Source organism: Streptococcus mitis subsp. hohhotensis, assembly GCF_000722775.1.
In the GTDB taxonomy this organism is placed as follows: domain Bacteria; phylum Bacillota; class Bacilli; order Lactobacillales; family Streptococcaceae; genus Streptococcus; species Streptococcus carlssonii.
In genome coordinates, this window is record NZ_JPFZ01000008.1 from 26623 (window position 1) to 52891 (window position 26269).

25 protein-coding genes are annotated in these 26269 nt (G+C 41.3%); 19 read left to right on the forward strand and 6 right to left on the reverse strand.

Annotation, left to right across the window (positions count from 1 at the left end):
* Positions 1-61: 61 nt before the first annotated feature.
* Together adhP and SK608_RS01735 are read right to left on the reverse strand one after the other, a co-directional pair.
* A complete protein-coding gene (gene adhP, locus SK608_RS01730) occupies positions 62-1081 on the reverse strand; it encodes an alcohol dehydrogenase AdhP (protein WP_000649181.1) in 1020 nt (339 codons plus the stop codon).
* A gap of 224 nt (positions 1082-1305) precedes the next feature.
* Positions 1306-2118, reverse strand: a complete 813-nt coding sequence (locus SK608_RS01735) for a Cof-type HAD-IIB family hydrolase (protein ID WP_033676085.1) — start codon at positions 2116-2118, stop codon at positions 1306-1308.
* 189 nt (positions 2119-2307) lie between these two features.
* Between SK608_RS01735 and SK608_RS01740 the strand changes: the two genes are divergently transcribed.
* From SK608_RS01740 to folK, 6 genes are all read left to right on the forward strand, one after another.
* The gene (locus tag SK608_RS01740; RefSeq protein ID WP_000359257.1) at positions 2308-3726 is read left to right on the forward strand and encodes an NCS2 family permease; all 1419 of its coding nucleotides are present in this window, start codon (positions 2308-2310) and stop codon (positions 3724-3726) included.
* Positions 3727-3783: 57 nt separating this feature from the next.
* The gene (locus SK608_RS01745) at positions 3784-4491 is read left to right on the forward strand and encodes a CPBP family intramembrane glutamic endopeptidase (protein ID WP_033676088.1); all 708 of its coding nucleotides are present in this window, start codon (positions 3784-3786) and stop codon (positions 4489-4491) included.
* A gap of 93 nt (positions 4492-4584) precedes the next feature.
* The gene (gene folP, locus SK608_RS01750; RefSeq protein WP_033676090.1) at positions 4585-5559 is read left to right on the forward strand and encodes a dihydropteroate synthase; all 975 of its coding nucleotides are present in this window, start codon (positions 4585-4587) and stop codon (positions 5557-5559) included.
* A 1-nt stretch (position 5560) separates the two neighbouring features.
* Complete coding sequence (locus SK608_RS01755; protein WP_033676091.1) at positions 5561-6883, forward strand: bifunctional folylpolyglutamate synthase/dihydrofolate synthase; 1323 nt, start codon at positions 5561-5563, stop codon at positions 6881-6883.
* Positions 6864-7418 (forward strand): GTP cyclohydrolase I FolE, encoded by a 555-nt coding sequence (gene folE, locus SK608_RS01760; protein WP_000380917.1) that lies wholly within the window; start codon positions 6864-6866, stop codon positions 7416-7418. The genes SK608_RS01755 and folE overlap by 20 nt, the downstream gene beginning before the upstream one ends.
* 158 nt (positions 7419-7576) lie before the next feature.
* Complete coding sequence (gene folK / locus SK608_RS01765) at positions 7577-8389, forward strand: 2-amino-4-hydroxy-6-hydroxymethyldihydropteridine diphosphokinase (RefSeq protein ID WP_033676092.1); 813 nt, start codon at positions 7577-7579, stop codon at positions 8387-8389.
* A 45-nt stretch (positions 8390-8434) separates the two neighbouring features.
* Here the strand turns inward: folK and SK608_RS01770 are convergent, their stop codons facing one another.
* The gene (locus tag SK608_RS01770; protein WP_000886035.1) at positions 8435-8752 is read right to left on the reverse strand and encodes a DUF960 domain-containing protein; all 318 of its coding nucleotides are present in this window, start codon (positions 8750-8752) and stop codon (positions 8435-8437) included.
* A 238-nt stretch (positions 8753-8990) separates the two neighbouring features.
* On the opposite strand from SK608_RS01770, the gene ccpA reads away from it, so the two are divergent.
* Positions 8991-10001, forward strand: coding sequence for a catabolite control protein A (gene ccpA / locus SK608_RS01775; protein ID WP_001090627.1), 1011 nt, complete (start codon positions 8991-8993; stop codon positions 9999-10001).
* A gap of 53 nt (positions 10002-10054) precedes the next feature.
* On the opposite strand, the gene SK608_RS01780 is transcribed toward ccpA, so the two are convergent.
* On the reverse strand, positions 10055-11017 hold the full coding sequence (locus tag SK608_RS01780; protein WP_033676095.1) for an asparaginase: 963 nt from the start codon (positions 11015-11017) through the stop codon (positions 10055-10057).
* A 65-nt stretch (positions 11018-11082) separates the two neighbouring features.
* Here SK608_RS01780 and SK608_RS01785 point away from each other — a divergent pair, with 65 nt between their 5' ends.
* Positions 11083-12471: a Cof-type HAD-IIB family hydrolase gene (locus SK608_RS01785; protein ID WP_023943488.1), complete on the forward strand. Its 1389-nt coding sequence runs from the start codon at positions 11083-11085 to the stop codon at positions 12469-12471.
* 45 nt (positions 12472-12516) lie between these two features.
* Here the strand turns inward: SK608_RS01785 and SK608_RS01790 are convergent, their stop codons facing one another.
* Positions 12517-12969 carry a universal stress protein gene (locus SK608_RS01790; RefSeq protein ID WP_000079148.1) on the reverse strand — a complete coding sequence of 151 codons (453 nt, stop codon included), beginning with the start codon at positions 12967-12969 and terminating at the stop codon, positions 12517-12519.
* 161 nt (positions 12970-13130) lie between these two features.
* Here SK608_RS01790 and SK608_RS01795 point away from each other — a divergent pair, with 161 nt between their 5' ends.
* From SK608_RS01795 to SK608_RS01810, 4 genes are all read left to right on the forward strand, one after another.
* A complete protein-coding gene (locus SK608_RS01795) occupies positions 13131-13433 on the forward strand; it encodes a hypothetical protein (protein WP_023943486.1) in 303 nt (100 codons plus the stop codon).
* Between the two features lie 155 nt (positions 13434-13588).
* Complete coding sequence (locus tag SK608_RS01800; RefSeq protein WP_000666457.1) at positions 13589-14803, forward strand: pyridoxal phosphate-dependent aminotransferase; 1215 nt, start codon at positions 13589-13591, stop codon at positions 14801-14803.
* A 144-nt stretch (positions 14804-14947) separates the two neighbouring features.
* The gene (gene rpmH / locus SK608_RS01805) at positions 14948-15082 is read left to right on the forward strand and encodes a 50S ribosomal protein L34 (protein WP_000831905.1); all 135 of its coding nucleotides are present in this window, start codon (positions 14948-14950) and stop codon (positions 15080-15082) included.
* Between the two features lie 138 nt (positions 15083-15220).
* Entirely contained in the window at positions 15221-17185 is a 1965-nt protein-coding gene (locus SK608_RS01810) for a peptide ABC transporter substrate-binding protein (protein WP_033676098.1), read from the forward strand.
* A 291-nt stretch (positions 17186-17476) separates the two neighbouring features.
* Here the strand turns inward: SK608_RS01810 and SK608_RS01815 are convergent, their stop codons facing one another.
* On the reverse strand, positions 17477-19321 hold the full coding sequence (locus tag SK608_RS01815) for an APC family permease (protein ID WP_033676100.1): 1845 nt from the start codon (positions 19319-19321) through the stop codon (positions 17477-17479).
* Between the two features lie 157 nt (positions 19322-19478).
* On the opposite strand from SK608_RS01815, the gene SK608_RS01820 reads away from it, so the two are divergent.
* The 7 genes from SK608_RS01820 to SK608_RS01850 all read left to right on the forward strand — a co-directional run bounded on the left by SK608_RS01820 (position 19479) and on the right by SK608_RS01850 (position 26267).
* Positions 19479-20252, forward strand: coding sequence for a TatD family hydrolase (locus tag SK608_RS01820; protein WP_033676102.1), 774 nt, complete (start codon positions 19479-19481; stop codon positions 20250-20252).
* A complete protein-coding gene (rnmV, locus tag SK608_RS01825; protein WP_033676104.1) occupies positions 20252-20812 on the forward strand; it encodes a ribonuclease M5 in 561 nt (186 codons plus the stop codon). Before SK608_RS01820 ends, rnmV begins: the two co-directional genes overlap by 1 nt.
* Positions 20813-20883: 71 nt before the next feature.
* Positions 20884-21783, forward strand: a complete 900-nt coding sequence (locus SK608_RS01830) for a helix-turn-helix transcriptional regulator (RefSeq protein ID WP_033676106.1) — start codon at positions 20884-20886, stop codon at positions 21781-21783.
* Positions 21784-22102: 319 nt separating this feature from the next.
* Entirely contained in the window at positions 22103-22582 is a 480-nt protein-coding gene (locus tag SK608_RS01835) for a hypothetical protein (RefSeq protein ID WP_033676109.1), read from the forward strand.
* Between the two features lie 710 nt (positions 22583-23292).
* Positions 23293-25323 carry a bacteriocin-associated integral membrane family protein gene (locus SK608_RS01840; RefSeq protein WP_033676112.1) on the forward strand — a complete coding sequence of 677 codons (2031 nt, stop codon included), beginning with the start codon at positions 23293-23295 and terminating at the stop codon, positions 25321-25323.
* Position 25324: 1 nt separating this feature from the next.
* Positions 25325-25966 carry an ABC transporter ATP-binding protein gene (locus tag SK608_RS01845; protein ID WP_033676114.1) on the forward strand — a complete coding sequence of 214 codons (642 nt, stop codon included), beginning with the start codon at positions 25325-25327 and terminating at the stop codon, positions 25964-25966.
* Positions 25959-26267, forward strand: a complete 309-nt coding sequence (locus SK608_RS01850) for a hypothetical protein (protein ID WP_000333264.1) — start codon at positions 25959-25961, stop codon at positions 26265-26267. The genes SK608_RS01845 and SK608_RS01850 overlap by 8 nt, the downstream gene beginning before the upstream one ends.
* The last annotated feature ends 2 nt before the right edge of the window (positions 26268-26269 follow it).

Sequence of the window (26269 nt, forward strand, 5' to 3'; positions counted from 1 at the left end):
AAAAATTTAATATAAAAAAGTTGGAAGAAGTTTCCAACTTTTAAAATAGGTTTCTATTAGATTAGTGGGTGAAGTCGAGTACCATACGTCCTTGGATTTGACCTTTTTCCATTTCGTCGAAAATGGCTACGGCATCTTCTATTGGACGTTTTTGAACAACTGGAACTACTAAACCTTCTGCACCGAATTGGAAGGCTTCTTCTAAGTCTTTACGAGTTCCTACAAGAGAACCGATGACTTGGATTCCATCTAAAACTGTTTTCACGATGCTGAGTTCCATCATTTCAGAAGGAAGGCCGACAGCGACAACGCGACCACCAGCACGAACTGAGTCAACAGCCTGATTGAAGGCAACTTTAGATACAGCAGTTACGACAGCTGAATGAGCTCCTCCATCAGTTTTTTCCTTGATGAGTCCTGGTACATCATCAACTTCTAGGCCGTTAATAACAATGTCAGCACCTACTTCTTTTGCAAGGGCAAGTTTGTCATTGTTGATATCAACTGCGATAACATGAGCATTGAATACTTTTTTAGCGTATTGAACAGCTAGGTTACCAAGTCCACCAGCACCGTAAAGAACAACCCATTGACCTGGTTCAACTTTTGCTTCTTTTATAGCTTTATAGGTTGTTACACCAGCACATGTGATAGATGAAGCTTGGGCTGGATCAAGTCCGTCAGGAACTTTAACAGCATAGTCTGCAGTTACGATACATTGTTCAGCCATACCACCATCTACTGAGTAGCCGGCATTTTTCACTGTACGGCAAAGGGTTTCGCGACCAGTTGTACAGTATTCGCAAGTGCCACATCCTTCAAAGAACCAAGCAACGCTGACGCGGTCGCCGACTTTAAGGCTTTTAACATCTGGGGCAATTTCTTTAACGATACCAACACCTTCGTGACCTAGGACACGTCCTGGTACCTGACCGAAGTCGCCATGGGCAACGTGGAGGTCAGTGTGGCAAACACCACAGTATTCAATTTCTACAAGTGCTTCCCCAGTTTCAAGTGGACGGAGTACTTTTTCTTCAACAGCAACACCAGTGCTTTCTGGATTTACAACAACAGCTTTCATAGCTATCCTCCTTGATATTAACTGAGAGCAGGAGAAACAGGACTGGATTGATTTTATGTCAACAGAGTCGAGTGTGACGAGCTCTCTTGTATTTATATGTGAAGTATATCACAAAAGAAAGCCTTTTCCAAGGTTTTGGAGGCAAAAAGTAGAACAATCGATTAACTGGTTGATGAGACTGTGAAAAGAGCACAAAGACCAGCTTGCAAGCTGGTCAGAATGAACTATAAGAATAAATCTTGCAGAGTTTTGGCAACCCCGTCTTGGTCATTTGTCAAGGAAATTTGCTCATCTGCATAGGGGAGTAGCTCTGGGTTGGCATTTTTCATGGCATAACCTTTCCCAGCAAAAGCGAGCATTTCGGTATCATTGTGCTCATCTCCAAAAGCAATCAAATCTTTTTTGTCGCGGTTCATTACCTTGAGCAAGTAGTCCAAAGCAAAGGCCTTATTAACTCCTTTGGGTGTACACTCAAGGATATTGAGCGGACCTCCCCAGGTATTAATAGAAAGTTGATGCTGGTAGAAGGCGTTCATTTCTTTTGCCAAGGCATACTTGTCACTGGCTCTGGTCTGTAATAGGATACAGTTAGGATCTTTGGTCACTAATTCAGGTTGAAATTGATCTTCAGGGTGGAAAGCTTCTACGCCAAATAGTTTGGGATTGGCAATTTCTTCATTAGGATTTGTAATGTAGAATTTTTTACGGTATTCTCCAGCGATAAAATCGGCTTGAATGTCCTCTGAACGTCGAACCATATCTAGCAGATATTTTTTGTCTACAGTTAAACACTTTTCAAAATCCCAAACTTGGTCTGGTAAATGAGTAAGGGAGCCGTTGAAATTAATCATAGGAGTGTTTAAGCCTAGTTCACGGTAGAAATCTTTTGACATTCGGTAAGGGCGCCCTGTCGTAATAATAACTTGATGGCCTTTTTCAGCAACTTTTTTAATAGTTTCTTTGGTAAAGTCAGAAATCTGACTGTCCGAGTTGAGCAGGGTTCCATCCAGGTCAACTGCAATAATTTTTTTCGTCATAGGGACCTTTCTAGTGTCTTTTCAGATAAGATGTCTACTATTATAACAGAAAGCAGGCAGAAAAGCAGATTCGAAACAAAAAAAGAAATTTCATCAAATTCTTAAATAAATCAAACAAAGATATTGAAAAAGTGAATGATAAATGGTATAATTCTATTATTGTTCGTAAAAATTAAAAGGAGATTGATAATGGACAAATTATTTAAACTAAAAGAGAACGGTACAGACGTTCGTACAGAGGTTCTCGCTGGTTTAACAACTTTCTTTGCAATGAGCTATATTCTCTTTGTAAACCCACAAATTCTTTCACAAACAGGGATGCCTGCTCAAGGTGTCTTCCTAGCGACGATCATTGGTGCAGTAGCGGGTACCTTGATGATGGCCTTCTACGCCAACTTGCCATATGCTCAAGCGCCAGGTATGGGACTCAATGCCTTCTTTACCTTTACAGTTGTATTTGGACTCGGTTATTCTTGGCAAGAAGCCCTAGCTATGGTCTTCATCTGTGGAATTATCTCATTGATTATCACTTTGACAAATGTTCGTAAAATGATCATTGAATCGATTCCAAACGCCCTTCGTTCAGCTATTTCAGCTGGTATCGGTGTCTTCCTTGCCTACGTGGGGATTAAGAATGCTGGACTTTTGAAATTCTCTATCGATCCAGGAAATTATACGGTTGCAGGAGAAGGAGCTGACAAGGCTCAAGCAGCGATTACAGCAAATGCTTCAGCAGTTCCAGGATTGGTCAGCTTTAATAATCCAGCTGTTTTGGTGGCTCTTGCAGGACTTGCTATTACAATCTTCTTTGTCATTAAAGGGATTAAAGGAGGAATTATCCTCTCTATCTTGACAACAACTGTTCTTGCTATCGCAGTTGGTTTGGTAGATTTGTCTAGTATCGATTTTGCTAATAACCATGTTGGTGCAGCCTTTGAAGACTTAAAAACAGTCTTTGGTGCAGCTCTTGGTTCAGAAGGTTTGGGAGCTTTGGTTTCAGATACAGCTCGCTTACCTGAAACTCTGATGGCCATTCTTGCCTTCTCATTGACAGATATTTTTGACACAATTGGTACCTTGATTGGTACAGGTGAAAAAGTTGGTATCGTAGCGACAAATGGTGAAAATCACCAATCAGCTAAGTTGGACAAGGCTCTTTATTCAGACTTGATTGGTACTTCAATTGGTGCCATCGCTGGTACTTCGAACGTAACGACTTATGTTGAATCTGCTGCTGGTATTGGTGCAGGTGGACGTACTGGTTTGACAGCCTTGGTTGTAGCTATCTGTTTTGCGATCTCAAGCTTCTTTAGTCCACTTCTAGCGATCGTACCAACAGCCGCTACAGCTCCAATCTTGATTATCGTTGGGATTATGATGCTGGCTAGCTTGAAAAATATCCATTGGGATGATATGTCTGAAGCAGTTCCTGCCTTCTTCACATCTATCTTTATGGGATTCAGCTACTCTATCACTCAAGGGATTGCAGTTGGTTTCTTGACTTACACTTTGACTAAGCTTGTCAAAGGTCAAGCTAAAGATGTTCATGTCATGATTTGGATTTTGGATGCTTTGTTTATCCTTAACTACATCAGCATGGCCTTATAATAGGATAACCCAGGGGGATTTCCCCCTTTTTTTAATACAAAGTCTAGGAGATGAATGATGGAAGAGAAAAGTATGTGGAAAGAATTATTGAATCGTGCAGGCTGGCTGTTAATCTTTTTGCTGGCGACAATCTTATATCAGATTCCTATAGGGGTTACTGCTATTTTAACCTTAAGAGAAGTACCGCTATTACAGTCAGGACTGATAGTTGCTGGTATTTCGATTGTGGTTCTGGTGCTATTTATTATTGGAGCTCGTAAAACGCAATTAGCAAGTTTCAATTTTTCATTTTTTAGAGCTAAGGATTTGGCACGATTGGGCTTGAGTTATTTAGTCATTATCTGTTCAAATATACTTGGTTCTATCTTGTTACAACTGTCAAATGAGACGACAACAAGTAACCAGTCTCAGATTAACGATATGGTTCAGAATAGTTCTCTGATTTCCAGTTTCTTCTTATTGACCTTGCTTGCTCCGATTTGTGAGGAAATCTTGTGTCGGGGAATTGTTCCTAAAAAGATTTTCCGAGGCAAGGAGAACTTGGGATTTGTAGTCGGTACGATTGTGTTTGCTTTATTGCATCAACCAAGTAATTTACCTTCTTTATTGATTTATGGAGTTATGTCGATCGTTCTATCTTGGACGGCTTACAAGACCCAACGTTTGGAAATGTCTATCTTACTTCACATGATTGTGAATGGGGTTGTTTTCTGTTTGCTGGCTCTCGTGGTGATTTTGAGTCGGACATTAGGGATTTCTGTTTAAGATTTTTGACAATTGCTTACTTGTTTCTACTGGGAAAAAGATGAATTCAATCGTGTCCATCTTTTTCTTTTTATGGTAAAATAGAGAAATAATATGGTGAAAAGCCTTGAGGGAGTGACCGATATGTCAACTAAAGCAAATCATGCAAAAACAGCTATTTGCGGAATTATCAATGTAACCCCAGACTCCTTTTCGGACGGTGGTCAATTTTTTGCTCTTGAGCAAGCACTCCAGCAGTCTCGTAAATTGATAGCAGAAGGAGCCAGCATGCTAGATATCGGTGGAGAATCAACTCGGCCGGGAAGTAGCTATGTTGAGATAGAAGAGGAAATCCAGCGTGTTGTTCCAGTGATCAAAGCGATTCGCAAGGAAAGTGATGTCCTTATTTCTATCGATACTTGGAAGAGTCAGGTGGCAGAGGCTGCTTTGGCTGCTGGTGCCAATCTAGTCAATGATATCACTGGTCTTATGGGTGATGAAAAAATGGCCCATATGGTAGCTAAGGCTGGAGCGAAAGTAGTCATCATGTTTAATCCAGTTATGGCTCGACCTCAGCATCCTAGCTCGCTCATCTTCCCTCATTTTGGATTTAATCAAGCTTTTACAGTGGAAGAGTTATCTGACTTTGAAACATTGCCAATCGAAGAGTTGATGGAGACTTTCTTTGAACGAGCACTAGCGAGAGCAAATCAAGCTGGAATTGCACAAGAAAATATCCTGTTGGATCCAGGAATTGGCTTTGGTTTGACCAAGAAAGAAAATCTGCTTCTTTTACGGGACCTGGATAAACTACATCAGAAGGGGTATCCAATCTTTCTCGGAGTGTCGCGCAAGCGATTTGTCATCAATATCCTTGAAGAAAGTGGTTTTGAAGTCAATCCTGAGACAGAAATTGGTTTCCGTAATCGAGATACGGCTTCGGCTCATGTAACTAGTATCGCTGCGAGACAGGGTGTAGAAGTGGTACGAGTGCATGACGTAGCTAGTCACAAGATGGCAGTTGAAATTGCTTCCGCTATTCGTCTGGCTGATGAAGCGGAAAATTTAGATTTAAAACAATATAAATAAGATGAAAGAAATTGAAAATAATCAGTGGATTGCCCACTATCGGACCGACCAACCGCATTTTGGCTTGGAACGCATGGTGGAACTGTTAGCTTTGCGTGGCAATCCCCATCTCAAACTCAAGGTTATCCATATCGGAGGAACCAATGGCAAGGGCTCTACCATTGCTTTTTTGAAAAATATGCTAGAAAAACTAGGGCTGAGAGTTGGTGTTTTCAGTTCGCCCTATCTCATTCACTACACAGACCAGATTAGCATCAATGGGGAATCTATTCCCGAGGCTAGACTCGAAACTCTCATGGCAGTCTATCAGTCTTTACTGGAAGGGGAATCGGCTACCAATTTGCAGGGGACAACTGAGTTTGAAATAATTACAGCTATAGCCTATGATTACTTTGCCTCAGAGCAAGTAGATGTGGCTATCATGGAAGTCGGCATGGGTGGGCTTTTAGATAGTACCAATGTCTGTCAGCCCATTTTGACAGGAATTACGACTATTGGATTGGACCATGTAGCCCTACTTGGTGACACCTTGGAAGCCATAGCAGAGCAGAAAGCTGGTATTATCAAACAAGGTATTCCCTTGGTAACAGGTCGTATCGCTCCAGAAGCTTTGGCTGTGATTGACCGCATTGCGGAGGGGAAAGATGTGCTGAGACTTGCCTATGGGACAGATTATCAGGTCAGCCATCAAAAGAGTGTGGTTACAGGCGAAGTCTTTGACTATACAAGTGTTGTCAGACAAGGGCGCTTCCAGACAGGTTTACTTGGTTTGCACCAGATAGAGAATGCTGGGATGGCCATAGCTTTACTTGATACTTTTTGTCAAGAAGATGGTCGAGAGCTACCAGCTAATATCTTGATTGCTCAAGCTCTGGAAGAAACAAGTTGGCCAGGGCGTTTGGAAATCGTGTCAAGAGAACCCTTGATGATTTTGGATGGGGCCCACAATCCCCATGCTATCAAGGCTTTATTAGCAACTTTGCAAGAACGCTTTGCGGATTATCGTAAGGAAATCCTCTTTACTTGCATCAAAACCAAGGCCTTGGAGGATATGTTGGACTTGCTGGGGGAAATACCAGATACCGAGCTTACTCTGACACATTTTGACGATAGTCGGGCGACTGATGAAAGCGTGCTGGAAGAGGCAGCTAAGTCTAGAAATCTCAGCTACCAAGGTTGGCAGGATTTTCTAGAGCAGAAATTGACAGATAAAAAAGAAGAGAAACAAACAGTTAGGATTGTCACGGGTTCCTTGTATTTCTTGAGCCAAGTGAGGGCCTATCTGATGGAGAGGAAAAACGAAAATGGATACACAAAAGATTGAAGCAGCTGTAAAAATGATTATCGAGGCTGTCGGAGAGGACGCTAACCGTGAGGGCTTGCAGGAAACGCCTGCTCGTGTGGCCCGTATGTACCAAGAGATTTTTTCAGGGCTTGGTCAAACAGCGGAGGAACATTTGTCAAAATCCTTTGAGATTATTGATGATAATATGGTGGTAGAAAAGGATATTTTTTTCCATACCATGTGTGAACACCACTTTCTACCATTTTATGGGAGAGCACATATTGCCTACATTCCAGATGGTCGTGTGGCAGGTTTGTCTAAGCTAGCCCGTACAGTTGAAGTTTATTCGAAAAAACCACAAATTCAAGAACGATTGAATATCGAAGTAGCCGATGCCTTGATGGAGTATCTAGGTGCTAAAGGAGCCTTTGTTGTCATTGAGGCGGAACATATGTGTATGAGTATGCGTGGTGTCAGAAAACCAGGCACTGCAACCTTGACGACAGTAGCTCGTGGTCTATTTGAAACAGATAAGGACCTCCGAGATCAGGCTTATCGTTTAATGGGACTATAATACTCTTCGAAAATCAAATTCAAACCACGTCAGCTTCCATCTGCAACCTCAAAACAGTGTTTTGAGCAGCCTGCGGCTAGCTTCCTAGTTTGCACTTTGATTTTCATTGAGTATAAAAAGAATCCGCTTGAAGCGGATTTTTCTAGAAAGGAATCATTATGGATCAACTGCAGATTAAAGATTTGGAAATTTTTGCCTATCATGGTCTTTTTCCGAGTGAGAAAGAATTGGGGCAGAAGTTTGTTATTTCCGCAATCCTATCCTATGATATGACCAAGGCGGCTACAGACTTGGATTTAACAGCCTCTGTCCATTATGGAGAACTGTGTCAGCAGTGGACGACTTGGTTTCAGGAAACAACTGAGGACTTGATTGAAACGGTAGCCTACAAACTGGTAGAACGTACCTTTGAAACTTATCCTCTTGTCCAAGAAATTAAGTTGGGACTGAAAAAACCTTGGGCGCCAGTGCATTTGCCGCTAGATACTTGCTCGGTAACCATTCATCGCCGCAAGCAACGAGCCTTTATCGCCCTAGGAAGCAATATGGGAGATAAACAAGCAAACTTGAAACAAGCCATTGAGAAAATGCGAAATCGAGGTATCCATATTCTCAAAGAGTCCAGTGTCTTGGCGACGGAGCCTTGGGGTGGTGTGGAGCAGGATAGCTTTGCTAATCAAGTGGTTGAAGTAGAAACCTGGTTGCCCGCCCCAGTTCTATTAGAGACCTTGTTAGCCATTGAGTCAGAGATGGGACGGGTGAGAGAAGTACATTGGGGGCCTCGTTTGATTGATTTGGACTTGCTCTTTGTGGAGGATCAGATTCTTTACACAGACGACCTCATCTTGCCTCATCCCTACATAGCGGAACGCCTTTTTGTCCTTGAGTCCTTACAGGAAATTGCGCCTCATTTTATCCATCCGACATTAAAGCAACCGATCCGAAACTTGTATAATGCTTTGAAAAAATAGAAAAAACTCTAGTTTTCAGTCGTTTGTAACTGAAGGCTAGAGTTTTTAAAATAGGTCATTTTCTTCTGGGAGGAGGATAGTCTCTCTACCATCCATATCTAAAACCAGAACTCTCGGGGGATAAAGAGGGTCAAAGGGATGGTTAAAATCAAAATCAATGGCTGTAGGGAGGTGTTGACTTGAGAAGTGGAAGGTAATTTTTCCTTGGTTATTGAGCAATTGAAACTCGAGTTCCTCCTCCAATTCAAAGACATTTTTTAAGAAGTGGTCGATGATATACCAAAAAGAGTCAATAACATCATCAGGCAAGCTGGTAACAATGCCAAAACTAGCTGACCGCATATGGGTATTGGTAAAAGCCATATTTCTGCCCCTTTTCTTTTCCCTTATCATACAGCAAATAGGATTAAAAATCAAGAAAAGGTGATTTTTTCTTCATAAACATAGCTTCCTATGAAATTTTTTTCAAACAATCTTCAAAAAATACTTGAAAGTGTTTACAAATAGTGATAGAATGGAATAAGTGGAATCATGAAAACGAAATTTTCATACCGTCTCTTTTTTTGGAGTCTCGTGAGGTATGATATAGAAAGGAAATGGAATGAATACAGACGATACAGTAACGATTTATGATGTCGCCCGTGAAGCAGGAGTTTCAATGGCGACAGTTAGCCGTGTAGTCAATGGCAATAAGAATGTAAAAGAGAACACCCGTAAAAAAGTGCTTGAGGTGATTGACCGTTTGGATTACCGTCCAAATGCAGTGGCGCGTGGTCTTGCAAGTAAAAAGACAACCACTGTCGGTGTCGTGATCCCCAATATTACCAATGGCTATTTCTCAACGCTTGCTAAAGGGATTGACGATATCGCTGAAATGTACAAGTACAATATCGTCCTTGCTAATAGTGATGAGGATGATGACAAGGAAGTTTCAGTGGTCAATACCCTGTTTTCTAAGCAAGTGGATGGTATCATCTTTATGGGCTACCACTTGACTGAAAAAATTCGTTCAGAGTTTTCTCGTTCTCGAACACCAGTTGTTCTTGCAGGAACTGTGGATGTAGAACATCAGCTTCCAAGTGTCAATATTGACTACAAACAAGCAACGATTGATGCAGTAACCTACCTTGCTAAAGAAAATGAGCGCATTGCTTTCGTTAGCGGTCCACTAGTGGATGATATCAATGGTAAGGTTCGTTTGGTTGGCTACAAGGAAGCCTTGAAAAAAGCAGGTATTTCTTATAGCGAAGGATTGGTATTTGAATCCAAATACACTTATGAAGACGGTTATGCCTTGGCAGAACGCTTGATTTCATCAAACGCAACTGCAGCAGTTGTAACAGGTGATGAATTGGCAGCAGGTGTCTTGAACGGTCTTGCTGATAAGGGTGTGTCAGTACCAGAAGAATTTGAAATCATTACTAGTGATGATTCACAAATCTCACGCTTTACCCGTCCAAACTTGACAACTATTGCCCAACCTCTTTATGACCTTGGTGCTATTAGTATGCGTATGTTGACTAAGATTATGCACAAGGAAGAGTTGGAAGAACGTGAAGTTCTCTTACCTCATGGTTTGACAGAACGTCGTTCAACACGAAAACGTAAATAGAAAAAATCAGGGAATCGTGAAGATTTCCTGATTTTGCTTTCTGGAGAAGAGACTTAGCCTTCCATATAGTCTTTCAAAGCCTGTCCTGTTAGTCCGGCATTGAGGGCAATGAGGAGTTTCAAACGGGCTTTTTGGGCGTTGAGTTCTTTGACAAAGAAAACACCGGCCTTTTGCAACTGCACGCCCCCACCTTGGTAGGCATAAACAGGCTCAGCGATACCGTTAAAGCATCGTGAAACCAGGGCGACTGGGATTCCTTTTTGTAGAAGGCTTTCTAATTTTTGAGCCGTTTCTTTGGGAATATTACCAGCTCCGAAGGCTTGGATAATCAAACCGTCCAATTGTTCCAAATCCAGCATATCAATCAGCTCATCTGTCATACCAGCATAAGCAGAGATGATAGGGACTAAGCCTTGTATGTGATTAAGGTCAAAGCGAACACGAGGTTCAGCTGTTTTGAAGTAGAGGATTTCCCGCTTCGTAATCAGACCAAGTGGCCCATGTGTTGGGGTCTGGAAGGTGCCGACGTTGGTCGTATGCGTTTTGGTAACATACTTGGCAGCATGGATTTCATCGTTCATAACAACCAAAACCCCTTTGTCAGCAGCCTTGTCATCGCTAGCTACCCGCAAAGCACTCAGATAATTATAAACACCGTCACTACCGAGTTCATTGGAGCTGCGCATGGCTCCTGTTAGAACGATAGGCATATGGGGAACTTCCATGGTGTCAAGGAAATAGGCTGTTTCCTCTAAAGTATCGGTCCCGTGTGTGATCACCACCCCATCGTAGTTATCTGCTTCCTCTTTAATTTTCTGGTAGAGAGCCAGCATATGCTTGGGTTTGATATGGGGGCTTGGTAGGTTAAAAAAGTCTAGGGAGTGGACTTGGATTCCTTCAAGTGGGTTGGACACATGGTTCATGGGATTATCTGAACTCGTCACAACAGCGCCAGAAGCATCGGCTTGCATGGAAATAGTCCCACCAGTATGTAAAACAAGGATTTTCTTAGGCATGATTTACTCACTCTTTCTGAAATGTGGTATAATCATTGTATCACAAAAGGGGAGATTGGGATAGGATGGAAGTCAAAGCTGTTTTTTTTGATATCGATGGAACCTTGGTTAACGATCGCAAGAGTGTTTTGAAATCCACTAAGGACGCGATTAAGATTGTCAAAGAACAAGGGGTACTTGTCGGCGTAGCGACAGGTCGAGGACCTTTTTTTGTTAAGGAATTGATGGACGATTTGGATTTGGATTTTGCGGTAACCTATAATGGCCAGTATATCTTTAATAAAGAAAGAGTCTTGTTCACGAGCCCTATTTCCAAGTTACATTTGCGCCATCTAATTAGCTATGCTAAAAAAGAGGGCAAGGAGATTGCCCTAGGGACCAAGGATGCCATGTTGGGTTCTAAAATCATGTCCTTTGGTCTGGGTTCTTTTTCCCAACGAATCAGTCGCTTCGTTCCCTCTGTTTTAACTCGGACGGTGAGTCATTCCTTTAATCGCATGATCAGCAAGGTGGTTCCCCAAAAGGAAGAAGACCTGCTTCACCTGATGAATCAGCCTATCTATCAAGTTTTGATGCTGATGACGCCAGAAGAATCTGAGAAGGCGGCGGCTGATTTTGAAGACTTGAAATTAACACGTAGCAATCCTTTTGCAGCAGATGTCATCAATCAAGGAAATTCTAAATTAGAAGGCATTCGTCGAGTCGGGAAAGAATATGGCTTTGACCTTAATCAAGTGATGGCCTTTGGTGACTCAGATAACGACCTTGAAATGCTGGCGGGTGTCGGTATGTCTGTCGCTATGGGAAATGGTAGTAGCAGTGTCAAGGAAGTTGCAAAGCACATTACAACCAGCAATCAGCAAGACGGAATCCATAAGGCCTTGGAACATTTTGGTGTTTTGTCTTCAGAAAAAGTCTTTGTCAGCCGTGATTATCATTTCAATAAGGTCAAAACCTTCCACCACATGATGGATGAACGGACCCAAGAAGAACCTCGAGCTTGGGATTTAGAAGGTGCAACTCACAGGGCTGGCTTTAAAATAGAAGAATTGGTGGAGTTTGTTAGAGCTGCCAGTCCTTCTGAAGAGGACTTTGGTCAAGCTGTATCGCAACTTCATCAAGCTCTTGATAAGGCAGCAGATAAAGTAGCCAAGAAGACACCTGCCCAGCAAGATTTGATAGGTCAGGTGGATGCCTTGATTGATACGCTTTACTTCACCTACGGTAGTTTTGTCTTGATGGGGGTGGATCCAGAACGTATTTTTGATATTGTCCATCAGGCCAATATGGGGAAAATTTTTCCAGATGGCAAGGCTCATTTTGATCCAGTGACCCATAAAATCTTAAAACCAGATGATTGGGAAGAAAAATATGCTCCAGAACCTGCTATTAAAAAGGAACTGCAGCGTCAGCTCAAGGCTTATGAACGCCATAAAGAGAGAAATAAACAGTAAACAAAAAGTAAATAAAAAGGAGCGCTGAGCTCCTTTTCTTTGTGATTATAAGGTTTTTTCTTGTTCTCTCACAACCAGCAAATCGACCTTAGCATGGCGGAGAATGTATTCAGATGAAGAGCCAACCAAGAGGCGTTCAAAGGCGTTGAGACCAGTTGCGCCAACGAGGATGAGGTCCACTTCTTCAGCATCGGGAATAGTACGTGCCAGTAGGGTTTTTGGATTTCCCATTTCAATGACGATATGAACATCTGCCACACCAGCATCTTTAGCACGTTTTTCGTACTCTTTCATCAGACTTTCAGCGTCGACTTGGAGTTCTTCGTAAACTTCAGCATCAAAGGTGGATACGCTTTGGAGAGCGCGTGTGTCAATGACATGTGCGATGGTGAGTTTAGCGTCGTTTCGTAGAGCAGAATGAACTCCCTTGACAAAAGCCAAGTCCGCTTCTTTAGAACCATCGATTGCGACCATAATATTTTGGTAACGTTGTGCCATAATGAAACCTCCTGAAATTTTCTTACTATAATTGTAAACCTTTTCACTATAGAAGTAAAGCAAAAAAAGTATTTTTTAAAAGAATGTTAGCACTTAAAATCTATATAAATATATGATAAAATAAAAGAAAGGATAGCAGGGAAGAAGTGAAGGGAGGGAGAATGATGAAGCACTCTTTTCAAGAAACAAAAAATTTAAATTTCCTTTATTATGGAACCATCCTAGTTTCAATCTTGCTAGAAGTTATCATGCTCTGGCAATTAGAGAGTCTGGTACCGCTTCTCTATCCAGGTTTTGTTGTTTTTTTAGTCTTTCATCTACTCTACCATTTGGTATTATTCCTAGTCGCTAAACGAAGTGGGCGTTGGGATTACTTGATGATATGGGGACTTTTCCTCATGTTCAATCTTCTCTATGACTCCTTTTTAGGCTTGCTTTTTCTAGGTTTATCTTTTGGTATGTGATGTGACTTTCGCAAAATACCTGCTATCTTCCCTGTTTGACCTCGCTTTTAGCGAGGCTTTTCTTCTGTAGGATTTTAGTAACACATTTCAGTAAACTTGTCGCATTTTCTTTCTAGTGGTATAATGTTACTATCCTGATGAATTGAGGAAACAAGATGAAAGAATATAACAAGTCTAGTAAGTTAGAGCATGTTGCTTATGATATCCGTGGTCCTGTTTTGGAAGAAGCCATGCGGATGCGAGCAAACGGAGAAAAGATTTTACGTCTGAATACAGGAAATCCAGCAGAATTTGGCTTTACAGCGCCAGACGAGGTCATTCATGACTTGATTATGAATGCGCGTGATAGTGAAGGTTATTCTGACTCCAAAGGGATTTTCTCAGCCCGTAAGGCCATCATGCAGTATTGCCAATTGAAAAAATTCCCAAACGTAGATATTGATGATATTTACCTTGGAAATGGTGTCAGTGAGCTGATTGTCATGTCCATGCAGGGGCTTTTGGACAACGGGGATGAAGTCTTGGTGCCTATGCCAGACTATCCTCTCTGGACAGCAGCTGTCAGCCTAGCTGGAGGAAATGCTGTTCACTATATCTGTGATGAAGCTGCAGAATGGTACCCAGATATTGACGATATCAAGTCAAAAATCACTTCCAATACCAAGGCAATCGTCCTTATCAATCCAAACAACCCAACTGGAGCCCTTTATCCTAAGGAACTCTTGTTGGAGATTATTGAGATTGCCCGTCAAAACGATTTGATTATCTTTGCGGATGAAATCTATGACCGCATGGTAATGGATGGACATGTGCATACGCCTGTGGCGAGCTTGGCACCAGATGTCTTCTGTGTCAGCATGAATGGTCTGTCAAAATCCCATCGTATCGCTGGTTTCCGTGTGGGTTGGATGGTCTTGTCTGGACCTAAGACTCATGTTAAAGGCTATATCGAAGGGCTCAATATGCTATCCAATATGCGCCTTTGCTCTAACGTTTTGGCCCAACAAGTCGTACAAACTTCCTTGGGTGGCCACCAATCAGTTGATGAATTGCTCCTTCCTGGTGGACGAATCTACGAGCAAAGAAACTTCATCTACAATGCTATTCAAGATATCCCAGGTTTGTCTGCGGTTAAACCCAAGGCTGGACTCTATATCTTCCCTAAAATCGACCGCAATATGTACCGTATCGATGATGATGAGCAGTTTGTCCTTAATTTCTTGAAGCAGGAAAAGGTTCTCTTGGTTCATGGTCGAGGCTTCAACTGGCAGGAACCAGACCACTTCCGTATTGTTTACCTTCCTCGTGTCGATGAACTGGCCCAAATCCAAGAAAAGATGACTCGATTCTTGAAACAGTATCGTAGATAGGGCTTACATTTGAAAAAGCTGGAAACATTTGCCTTGAGCTATTGACAAAAGTGAAAGAATCAGATAGAATAGTAAAGTATGTTTAGTAACTGATCACTTTATAGCCGGCTAAACGAATACAAAATCTATGAGGAGGTATTCATCGTGAAACGTACTTATCAACCAAGTAAACTTCGTCGTGCGCGCAAACACGGATTCCGTAACCGTATGTCAACTAAAAACGGTCGTCGCGTATTGGCAGCTCGTCGTCGTAAAGGACGCAAAGTTTTGGCTGCATAATCCAAACGAACCATAACAAAAATCAGTAGGAACTCGAGTCTACTGATTTTTATTTTTGTAAAAAAGTTCAAAAAGGCTTTATATTTTTGCTCAAATGGTGTATAATATTTCACATACTGTAAAAAATGGAGAATAATCATGAAGAAATCAAAAGTTATGCTTTTTGGAGCTATGGCTTTGACAGCAGGTCTAGCTCTAGCGGCATGCGGGTCATCCCAATCAAGCAATGCAGACAAGACATACTCTTATATCTTTGTCAGCAACCCTGATACCTTGGATTACATTACCTCTACACGAGACTCTACATCTAGTATCACAACCAATTTGATTGATGGTTTGTTGGAAAATGACCAGTATGGCAATCTCATCCCATCTATGGCTGAGTCATGGACAGTGTCAAAAGATGGCTTGACTTACACTTATAAGATCCGTCAGGGAGCTAAATGGTACACTTCTGAAGGAGAAGAGTATGCGGATGTAACGGCTCATGACTTTGTGACAGGACTCAAGTATGCGGCTGATAAAAAGGCTGAAAATTTGTACTTGGTACAAGACTCTATCAAGGGTCTAGCAGTCTATGTTGAAGGACAATCATCTGATTTTGGAACTGTTGGTGTTAAGGCAGTGGATGATTACACACTCCAATACACCCTCAACCAACCTGAGACTTATTGGAACTCTAAAACAACAGCAAGTATCCTTAATCCTGTAAATGAAGCCTTCTTGAAGTCTAAGGGAGATGACTTTGGAAGCGTAACACCATCAAGTATCTTGTCAAATGGTCCGTATTTGTTTAAATCTTTCTCATCAAAATCTTTGATTGAGTTTGATAAAAACCCTAATTACTGGGATAAGGATAATGTTAAAATCGAGAAAGTGAAACTCTCTTTCTTTGACGGTTCTGACCAAGACAGCATTGCTAGAGGTTTCTTGGATGGTAACTATACTGATGGTCGTATCTTCCCAACAAGTTCAGTCTTTGCTGAACTCAAGAAGGGCAATGAGGACAAGATTACCTACACACCACAAAACTCAGTTACTTTCTATTATCTTTTCAACGTGAATCGTCAAAGCTACAAGCAAACTATGAAACAGTCTGATAAGGAAAAGACAGATTCACGCGCAGCTATGCAGAATAAAGATTTCCGTCAGGCTATCAACTTTGCCTTTGACCGTCATGCTTATGCAGCACAGACAAATGGTGAAGATGGAGCAGACCGTATCTTGCGTAACACAGTTACACCAAGTAACTTTGTCCAAGTTGGCGATAAGAACTTTGGTGACATTGTCAATGAGAAAATTGTCAACTATGGTAAAGATTGGGCAAATATCAACCTAAACGATGGTAAGCAAGCCTTCTTGAATCCTGAAAAGGCCAAAGAGAAGTTTGCGAAGGCCAAAGAAAGTCTGCAAGCTCAAGGAGTAACCTTCCCAATTCATTTGGATATGCCAGTTGACCAGACTGCTAAATTAGATGTGCAACAGGCTGGATCTTTCAAACAAACAGTGGAAGAAACTCTTGGTAAGGAGAATGTAGTCATTGATGTTATCCAACTTTCTCCAGACGAGAAGGATCAAGCTACATTCTTTGCAGATACAGCAGAACAAAAAGACTACGATATCGACATCTCAGGATGGGGTGGAGATTACTCAGATCCGAAGACTTACCTAGCCATCCTTGATCCAGAGACAGGTTCTCAGTTGAAAAACATGGGCTTGTCTGAAGGAAAAGACAAGGAAGTCAAGGACAAGATTGGTCTTGCTGACTATAAGAAACTCTTGGATCAGGCAGATGCGGAAATCACAGATACTCAAGCTCGCTATGAAAAATATGCTGAAGCCCAAGCTTGGTTGACAGATAGTGCCCTCTTCCTACCAGTTCAAAGTGGTGGAGCCAACCCAATCTTCCGTAAGACTGTACCGTTTACAGGCCCATTCTCATTCGTTGGGAATAAAGGAAATGCTGATAACTACAAATATGTTGAATTGCAAAAAGAGGCAGTAACTGCTAAACAGTACCAAGAACTCTATGAAAAATGGCTGAAAGAAAAAGCTGAGTCAAATAAAAAAGCTCAGGAAGATTTAGCTAACCATATTCAATGATATTCCTAGTCATGCTTTTCAGTTAATACTCTTCGAAAATCTCTTCAAACCACGTCAGCGTTGCCTTACGGTAGGTATGTTACTGACTTCGTCAGTTCTATCTGCAACCTCAAAACAGTGTTTTGAGCTGACTTCGTCAGTTTCATCTACAACCCAACCTCAAAGCAGTGCTTTGAGCAGCCTGCGGCTAGCTTCTTAGTTTGCTCTTTGATTTTCATTGAGTATAAGCATAGTGACTGGTTTCAGAAAAAGGCCTTACCAGAACTTCTTGGTTCTGGTAGGGCCTTTTCTTTATTCTTTTAAGTGGTAAGAGTAGCTAGCGACAACGACATCTTGGTGCCAACGGAGGGCATATTTGAGTTTGAGGCTCATTTGATTGTGTAGAATATTTTGCCAAGGTTTATTAGGGATAAACTGGGGGACGAGGACAGTGACTGTATAGTTCTTTTTCTGAGCTTCCTCGGAAATTTGTTTGACATACTTGACAGTAGGCGTGATGATGTCGCGGTAGCTGGTCTTGATGTTCTTCAGAGTAATAGTTGGGAAGTAATCGGCAAATTCTTGGAGAATTTCTTGGTCTTTCTCTGCTGTTTCCTTAGTAGAAATGTGCATGGCTAGGACTTCATCTCCGATACTTTGGGCATAGTTAATGGCTCCAACGCTGACGCGGGTGACATTCCCTACTAGGACGAGAACTAGATTTCCATCGTAGGTACGTTTTTCGATGCCTTCATAGAGACGCAGTTGTTGGGCTACTTTTTGGTAATGACTGTGAATCGCCAAGAAGAGTAGGGTGAGTACGAGAATAATCGGGAAGAAAGGCCAGATATCACTGAGACGGAAAAAGAGCAGGATTAGCACTATAGCGTAGCAGATGATTGCCCCAAGGATATTGGCAAGGGCAGGTTTTAAGAAATTTGCCCCTTTTTCTTTTTTCCAATGGCGAATCATCCCAGTCTGAGAAAGGGCAAAGGGAACGAAGACCCCGATAGTATAAAGGGGAATCAAACGTTCGGTATTGCCATTAAAAATGAGAAGAAGAATCATAGCACCAAAAGCCAGAGTTAAAATTCCATTAGAGTAGCCTAGGCGGTCTCCTTTTTCCATAAAGAGATGGGGCATGTATTTGTTTTTAGCCATATTATAAGCCAGCATAGGAAAGGCTGAAAAGCCAGTATTTGCAGCTACGGCTAAAATCAAGGCTGTGGAGAATTGGAAGATATAATAGCCAAGGTGACCTAAGAAGGAATTGCCAAGGATGCCTCGAGCCATCTGTGAAAGAATAGTTTCTCCGTGTTGAGGCATAATCCCCATCCAGTAGTTTAGGAAGGTGATACCAGCAAAAAGGAAACCTAAAATCAGTGACATAATGGTCAAGGTCTGAGCAGCATTCTTTTCTTTCGGAGCCTTGAAAAAGGGAACGGCGTTTGAAATAGCTTCAACTCCTGTCAGAGAGGCAGAACCACTGGTAAAGGCTCTTAGAATGAGAACGATAGACAGACTCGGTACAGCATGTCCGATAGGAGAAGTTGCCTGATAGCTGAGAGAACCTGTCACTAGTTGAAAAATTCCATAGAGCAAGAGAAAGACAGTACTGATGATAAAGAGATAGACAGGAATCATCAGTGAACTGGCAGATTCTTTCAACCCCCGTAAGTTCAAGAGCATGAGCAAGCAAACTAGAAAAATGGAGATATGGAGGTTGTAAGGGTGGAGGGCAGGGAGGGCTGCTGTGATAGCGTCAGCTCCAGATGACACCGATACCGCCACAGTCAGCATGTAGTCAACCAGCAGACTGCCTCCAGCAATCAGCCCTAGCTCGGGCGATAGATTTTCTCGAGTAACCATATAGGCCCCTCCTCCTTGAGGATAGGCATGGATGATTTGACGGTAGGAAACGGTCAGGCTGGCCAGAAGTAGGAGGACAAAAAGTCCGATAGGAAGGCTCCACCATATAGCAAGAGGAGAGAGACTAGCCAAGACGAGGACTACTTGCTCAGGCCCATAGGCAATGGAAGATAGAGCGTCGCTTGATAACATGGCTAAGGCCTGCATTTTTCCTAGCAGACCTCCCTCGCCTTCTGTTAAGGACTTAAGAGGACGGCCTATAAAGGTCTGTTTTAATTTTGTAAACATGGTATTTTCCTTTTCTGAAAATTTCAATAAGTGCTATTATACTGCTTTGGAAAAATAGCGTCAAGAGACGACGATGGATTTTAGAATATTTTTTACAGATGAGGAGAGAGGTCAGTTTTTTTGCTATAATAGAAGATAGAAAACGAGGTTAGAAGAGATGATTTTTGATACACATACACACTTAAATGTAGAAGAATTTGCAGGTCGTGAGGCAGAAGAAATTGCCTTGGCTGCTGAGATGGGTGTGACACAGATGAATATTGTTGGTTTTGATAAACCGACGATTGAGCGTGCCTTGGAGTTGGTAGATGAGTACGACCAACTCTATGCGACTATCGGTTGGCATCCTACAGAAGCAGGGACTTACACGGAGGAGATTGAAACCTACTTGCTTGATAAGCTCAAGCATCCCAAGGTGGTTGCCTTGGGGGAGATTGGCTTGGACTACCATTGGATGACAGCGCCGAAAGAGGTGCAGGAGCAGGTTTTTCGTCGTCAGATCCAGCTATCTAAGGACTTGAATTTACCTTTTGTTGTCCATACCCGTGATGCGCTGGAAGATACTTATGAGATTATCAAGAGCGAGGGAGTTGGTCCTCGGGGTGGCATTATGCATTCTTTCTCAGGAACTCTTGAATGGGCAGAGAAGTTTGTCGCGCTTGGCATGACCATTTCCTTCTCAGGAGTGGTGACTTTCAAGAAGGCAACTGATATCCAAGAAGCGGCTAAAAAGTTACCTGTGGACAAGATGTTGGTGGAAACAGATGCGCCTTACTTAGCACCTGTACCCAAGCGTGGTCGTGAAAATAAAACAGCCTACACTCGCTATGTAGTGGACTTTATCGCTGACTTGCGTGGTATGACGACAGAAGAGCTAGCGGCAGCAACGACTGCAAATGCAGAGCGTATTTTTGGATTGGACAGCAAGTAATGAAAGAAAAAATTTCTCAAGTCATCGTGGTTGAAGGTCGCGATGATACGGCCAATCTCAAACGTTACTTCGATGTAGAAACCTATGAGACCCGAGGTTCTGCCATCAATGATCAGGATCTAGAGCGGATTCAACGCCTGCACCAACGTCATGGAGTCATTGTCTTTACAGACCCAGATTTTAATGGGGAGCGGATTCGGCGCATGATTATGACGGCTATTCCGACAGTTCAGCATGCCTTCCTCAAACGAGATGAAGCTGTTCCTAAGTCCAAAACCAAGGGACGTTCTCTGGGAATTGAGCATGCCAGCTATGAAGATTTGAAAATAGCGCTGGCTCAGGTGACAGAACAATTTGAACATGAGAGTCAGTTTGACATCAGTCGTAGCGACTTGATTCGCCTTGGTTTTCTAGCAGGGGCAGACAGCCGTAAGCGCCGAGAATATCTGGGAGAGGCTCTCCGAATCGGCTATTCCAACGGCAAGCAACTCCTCAAACGCCTAGAGTTGTTTGGGGTCACCTTGGCAGAAGTGGAAGAATCTATGAAATCTTATGAGTAGGAAAGATGTAGCCGTTACAATTTTTTAAGTTTCACAGTATTTTTCGAAACAGGTAGAAGAGGAGGCGTCTGATGTTAATTGGTCAAAAAATTAAAGAGATTCGGATAGAAAAAGGAATTAGTCGTCCAGATTTTTGTGGAGATGAGCAAGAACTGACAGTTCGTCAACTGTCGCGAATTGAAAGTGGAGCTTCGCAACCGAGTTTGCCCAAGTTAGACTATATTGCTCGCCGGTTAGGAGTTCCAGTTTATAGCCTTATGCCGGATTTTTCAGCTCTTCCTCCTGCTTATTTAGAATTGAAATACCAGATTTTACGTGAACCAATCTATGGTAAAGAAGAGGAGTACGATAAGAAAGAAGCGTGTTTGGAAGAGATTTATAAAACATACTTTGATAATCTTCCTAAAGAGGAACAATTAGCATGTGAAGTATTGCAGGCGTGTTTGGATACTTCTAGAACTAGAAGGCCTGAATATGCAGAGTTAATACTTGAGGAACATATGCCTCAGATTATAGAAAAAGAAGCTTATTCAATAAATGATATGTTGTTGATTCGTTTGTTTTTTTATCAAATACTCATTAGAAAAGATCTTGCCAAATTTGTGAATCAAATCGAAAAGCTAATGTTCTTTCTTTTAGAACAGAAGAAGGTAACTCAATTAGAAAACTTCTTTATAATTAGAGATACTCTTATTTCAGGAATGTGTTGTCTTGAAAAGGTAGGAGTAACTGATTGCTTTAATGATTATCTATCGTGTTTACAAGAAATTATGGATAAAACTCAAGATTATCAAAAGAAACCTCTTGTATTTATGTTTTTGTGGAAGCAAGCATTAAGAGAAGAAAGAGATTTTAGTTTAGCTGAATCATTTTATCAGTCTTCTAAAACATTTGCGCAGCTAATTGGAGATGAATTTCTAGTAAAGAAATTGACAGAGGAATGGCAAGAGGATGTAAAAAAATATTTATAAACATAGTGAAGTAGTGACAAGAATGTCCTTGTTTTAGCATGGAAACAGTTCTAAAGTTCGTCTTTAGGACTATTTTTTTATATATAAGCTAAAAATGACACGAAATGGTTGTATTTTAAGGACATTGATGTCATTGATAGTGTGATAAAGATGGAGTATAATGACTATAAAAGTTCATTTCAGGGTGCTATTTTGACAATTTAGAGAAAAACAAATAATTTTAGAATATCATTTGGTAATATAATAGTATCAACGTTGATAATGGAAAGAGGAGCAAGTAACTCAATAATCTTGCGACAAAATAAGAGGAGGAAACAAAATGAAAAACAAAATTATAACAAAAACAGTAGTTGTTTTAAGTTGCTTTTTAACATTAAGTACTGTTGCTCTCCCATCTGCAACTGTTTTTGCTTCTACATATTCAGTTTCGGATAAAGCAACTCAAGTTTCAAAACGTTCTACGGCAACTAATAGTGAAGGAAAACATATCTACGTAGATAACGGACGTATATTAGAATTTGATAAAGATACTGTTTCGCAAGAGGATATCCAAGCTGCTAAAATGGACAGAGGAAAGTGGTCTTTTTCAGTTACAGCTATTCGAAAAGGTTATAGTAAACTCCCTTCGAATGTTAAAAGATGGATAAATCAATATATAGGATTGAATTCTATATTGAGTACACTAGAACACTTTACTGGTTGGATTGAAGATGGAATCTACCAGGCCTGTAAGCGTGCAGGTATGCCAGATTGGATGGCTTGGACAGTAGCTAAAGCTTTGACCTTGATAGCACTATAGTTTATGAAAAATTAAAAAAATACCTTCCATTCTTTTTCTGTTTACTATACCTAATACACGGAATACTTGATTTATCAACTTTAAATATTTTAGGTGCAATCTTTAAAATTATAATTAGTACTTTGGGTATAATAGTTACATATCCGTTTTATAAAGAAAGAAACGAATAATTTAAAGAAATAATTCTGTACTCAGTCTTATTTAGTTGTTCTCATAGTAGTAGGAATAATCCGTGTTTACCATTTGCGAGTAATAAACAATAATCCTAAAAAAGTCTCTGACAACTAGTGATTGATTTTTCTCGGATTAGTTTCACACAATTGTTTATACGAATGATTGGAGATTATGTTAAATTTACTTTGTGGTATTTTGCAATCAGAGTACATCAAATAGGCACCTTTTTATGTGTCCTTCGTTTTATAATAGGGTAAGAATATTTATAAATATAGTGAAACAATGACAAAAATGTCTTTGTTCTTGCATCAAAATAGTTCTAAAGTTCGTCTTTAGAACTATTTTTTAGATATAAGGCAAAAATAATATGAAATAGTTAGATTTTAAGGGCGTTGACGTCCTTGATAGTTCTTGAAAAAACGGATATAATATATTTGAAGATGTTGCTAGTAGAAAGAACTTAATAAACTTCTTAACATCGCAGTGATTGTGGTCATCTTCTCACTAAGTGACCAAGTAACTTTTTGGAGGAAATGATGAAACGCTTATTTATTTTGATTTCAATGGTATTGGTATCGCTTTATATGGTGATAAATTCCGTTGATCATCGAGAAGAGATTTTATTTGGAAACTATCCCTCTGTTGACGTAATGGGTACTGGGCTAGACCAGCCAGTAGCTAGTCGCGAAGAGGTGACAGAGGCTTTGAGTCACTTGGCGGTAGAGCAAAATAGTCTCATCGCCCGACGGATTGTTGAACCAAATGAAGCTGGAGAAACACGCTTTACCTATGCCACTTATGGCCAGGGAGAACTTCCAGAAGGTTTGACCATTTCCTCCAAGGAGAGTGCAGAAACGAGTGATTTATTAGGATCTTACTTGATTGTGTCAGGGAGTTTGGATGGAGTGAGCTTACAGACCGCCCTGCAAGAACTTGGTTATAATGGTGTTGTCTCGAATAGAACAGAGGCATTTTCGATGGTCGTCCTCTTGGCTGCTACCCCAATGGGGCTACTGAGTCTAGCCATTTTTCTGCTGACCTTTATGAGTCTGACCCTGATTTATCGGATCAAGTCCCTTCGTCAGGCAGGGATTCGTTTAATCGCTGGTGAGAGCTTGTTTGGGGTGGTTCTCAGACCAGTGTTAGAAGATGTGAGACAGCTTATCTTCTCGGTGCTAGTATCCAGTCTTTTGGGATTGGGGATTCTCTGGTATCAAGGTGCCTTATTTATGGCAACGGTGCAACTGGTCATCATTGCTCTTCTACTTTATGGATTGACCTTGGCAGGGATTTCTACCTTACTAAGTGTCGTGTATCTACTTGGTTTACAGGAAAATAGTCTGGTAGATCTCTTGAAAGGAAAACTCCCTCTCAAACGGATGCTGACATTGATGATGGTGGGGCAACTCTTAGCCGTACTGGTGGTCGGATCGAGTGCGACTGCTCTCCTACCCCACTACCGTGAAATGCAGGAGATGGAGAAGGCAAGTGATAAATGGAGCCAGTCCTCAGACCGTTACCGTCTATCCTTTGGTTGGTCTAGTGCATTTGCCGATGAAGAAGGAATGCGTAAGGATAATCGTGAGTGGCAGACATTTACTGAAGAACGGTTAGCCAATACAGACTCTTTTTATATCATGAGCAATGTTGACAATTTTTCAGATGGAGCAGAAGTGGACCTAGATGGCAATCGTTTCAATGACTACACACCTTCAGGGAATGTTATCTATGTCTCACCGCGCTATCTGATAGAAGAAAAGATTACCATTTCTTCAGAGTTTATGTACAAGATGCAAAACTTGTCTGAGGGAGAGTTTGGGCTGATCTTGCCTGAGAGCTTGCGAGAGCAGTCTGCCTACTATCAAGGATTGTTTACAGATTACCTGCAAAACTTTTCATCTGAAAGTGTAGAAGTGACGAGTCAGAAACACTACCTCCCACAGCTAAGGCTAGCTTTTACAGAAACAGGACAGGAACGCTTCCTCTATAACGATGGGTACAAGACGACACGCCAGTACCTAAAAGATCCGATTATTGTAGTTTTAACGCCGCAAGCGACTGGAACAAGACCTGTTGCAGGGATGTTATGGGGAACTACGGCTAATAGTGCCTTGAAACTAGATCGATATGGAGATAGTATCACAGCTCTAAAAGGGCAAGGTCTGTATCACAAGGTCTCTTATTTGGTAAAAAGCCAGCTGTTTTTTGCCAAGGTACTAAATGACAAACGGATGGAGTTCTACTCTCTCCTTATTGGGACGATTTTGACCCTGTCTACGGCTATCTTGTTATTTGATTCCATGAATCTTCTCTATTTTGAGCAGTTCAGACGGGAGATCATGATTAAACGTCTTTCTGGTATGACAATCTATGAGCTTCATGGCAAGTATTTACTGGCGCAAGGAGGAGTTCTCTTACTTGGGCTAATCCTATCTAGTGTTTTGACAGGAGATAGCTTGATTAGCGCTCTAGTTGTAGCTTTGTTTACGCTTAACGCTCTGTTGATTTTAGTAAGGCAGGATAAAAAGGAAGAAGCTGGTAGCATGGCAGTATTGAAAGGAAAATAAGATGATTGATATTCAAGGATTGGAAAAGAAGTTTAATGACCGCGCGATTTTCTCTGGTTTAAATCTCAAGCTGGAGAAGGGCAAGGTCTATGCCTTAATCGGAAAGAGTGGAAGCGGAAAGACGACTCTGCTGAATATCTTAGGAAAGCTAGAAAAGATAGATGGAGGAAGGGTTCTCTATCAGGGGAAAGATTTAAAAACCATTTCCACTCGTGAGTATTTTCGAGACCAGATGGGCTATCTCTTTCAAAATTTTGGCCTTTTAGAAAACCAATCAATCAAAGAGAATTTGGATTTGGGCTTTGTTGGTCAAAAGATTTCAAAAGTAGAACGTTTGGAAAGGCAAGTGGAGGCTTTAGAAAAGGTTAATCTAGGGTATTTGGATCTAGAACAAAAAATTTATACTTTATCTGGGGGAGAGGCTCAACGAGTTGCCCTTGCGAAGACTATTTTGAAAAATCCACCCTTGATTTTGGCAGATGAACCAACAGCAGCTCTTGATCCTGAAAATTCAGAGGAGGTTATGAATCTCTTGGTGGGCTTGAAAGATGAAAATCGAATTATCATCATTGCGACCCATAATCCCCTAGTCTGGAATAAGGCCGATGAAATCATTGATATGAGGGAGCTTGCTCATGTGTGAAAAAATCCGTATTCGCAGGGTATCTGATTATCCTAGTGCCAGAGGTGGTTTAGAAGATATCCTCATCATGGAAAATATGACCAATCATCTTCTTTTAGTTCAAATCCGAGTGAATGGCTATTTGCTTGATTTTGCTAGTATTGAAGGTCAAAGGCAAAAGCATTATCGTTTGAAAAATTTACCTCAAACGGTTGAACTGACAGTGGATGATGTGGAGGAGGATGTAGATTTGACCCTACCCGAAAATCGAAGTTATCAAGAAGCTGATTTTTTCGAACGGATGTTTCGAGAGAACCGATAAGT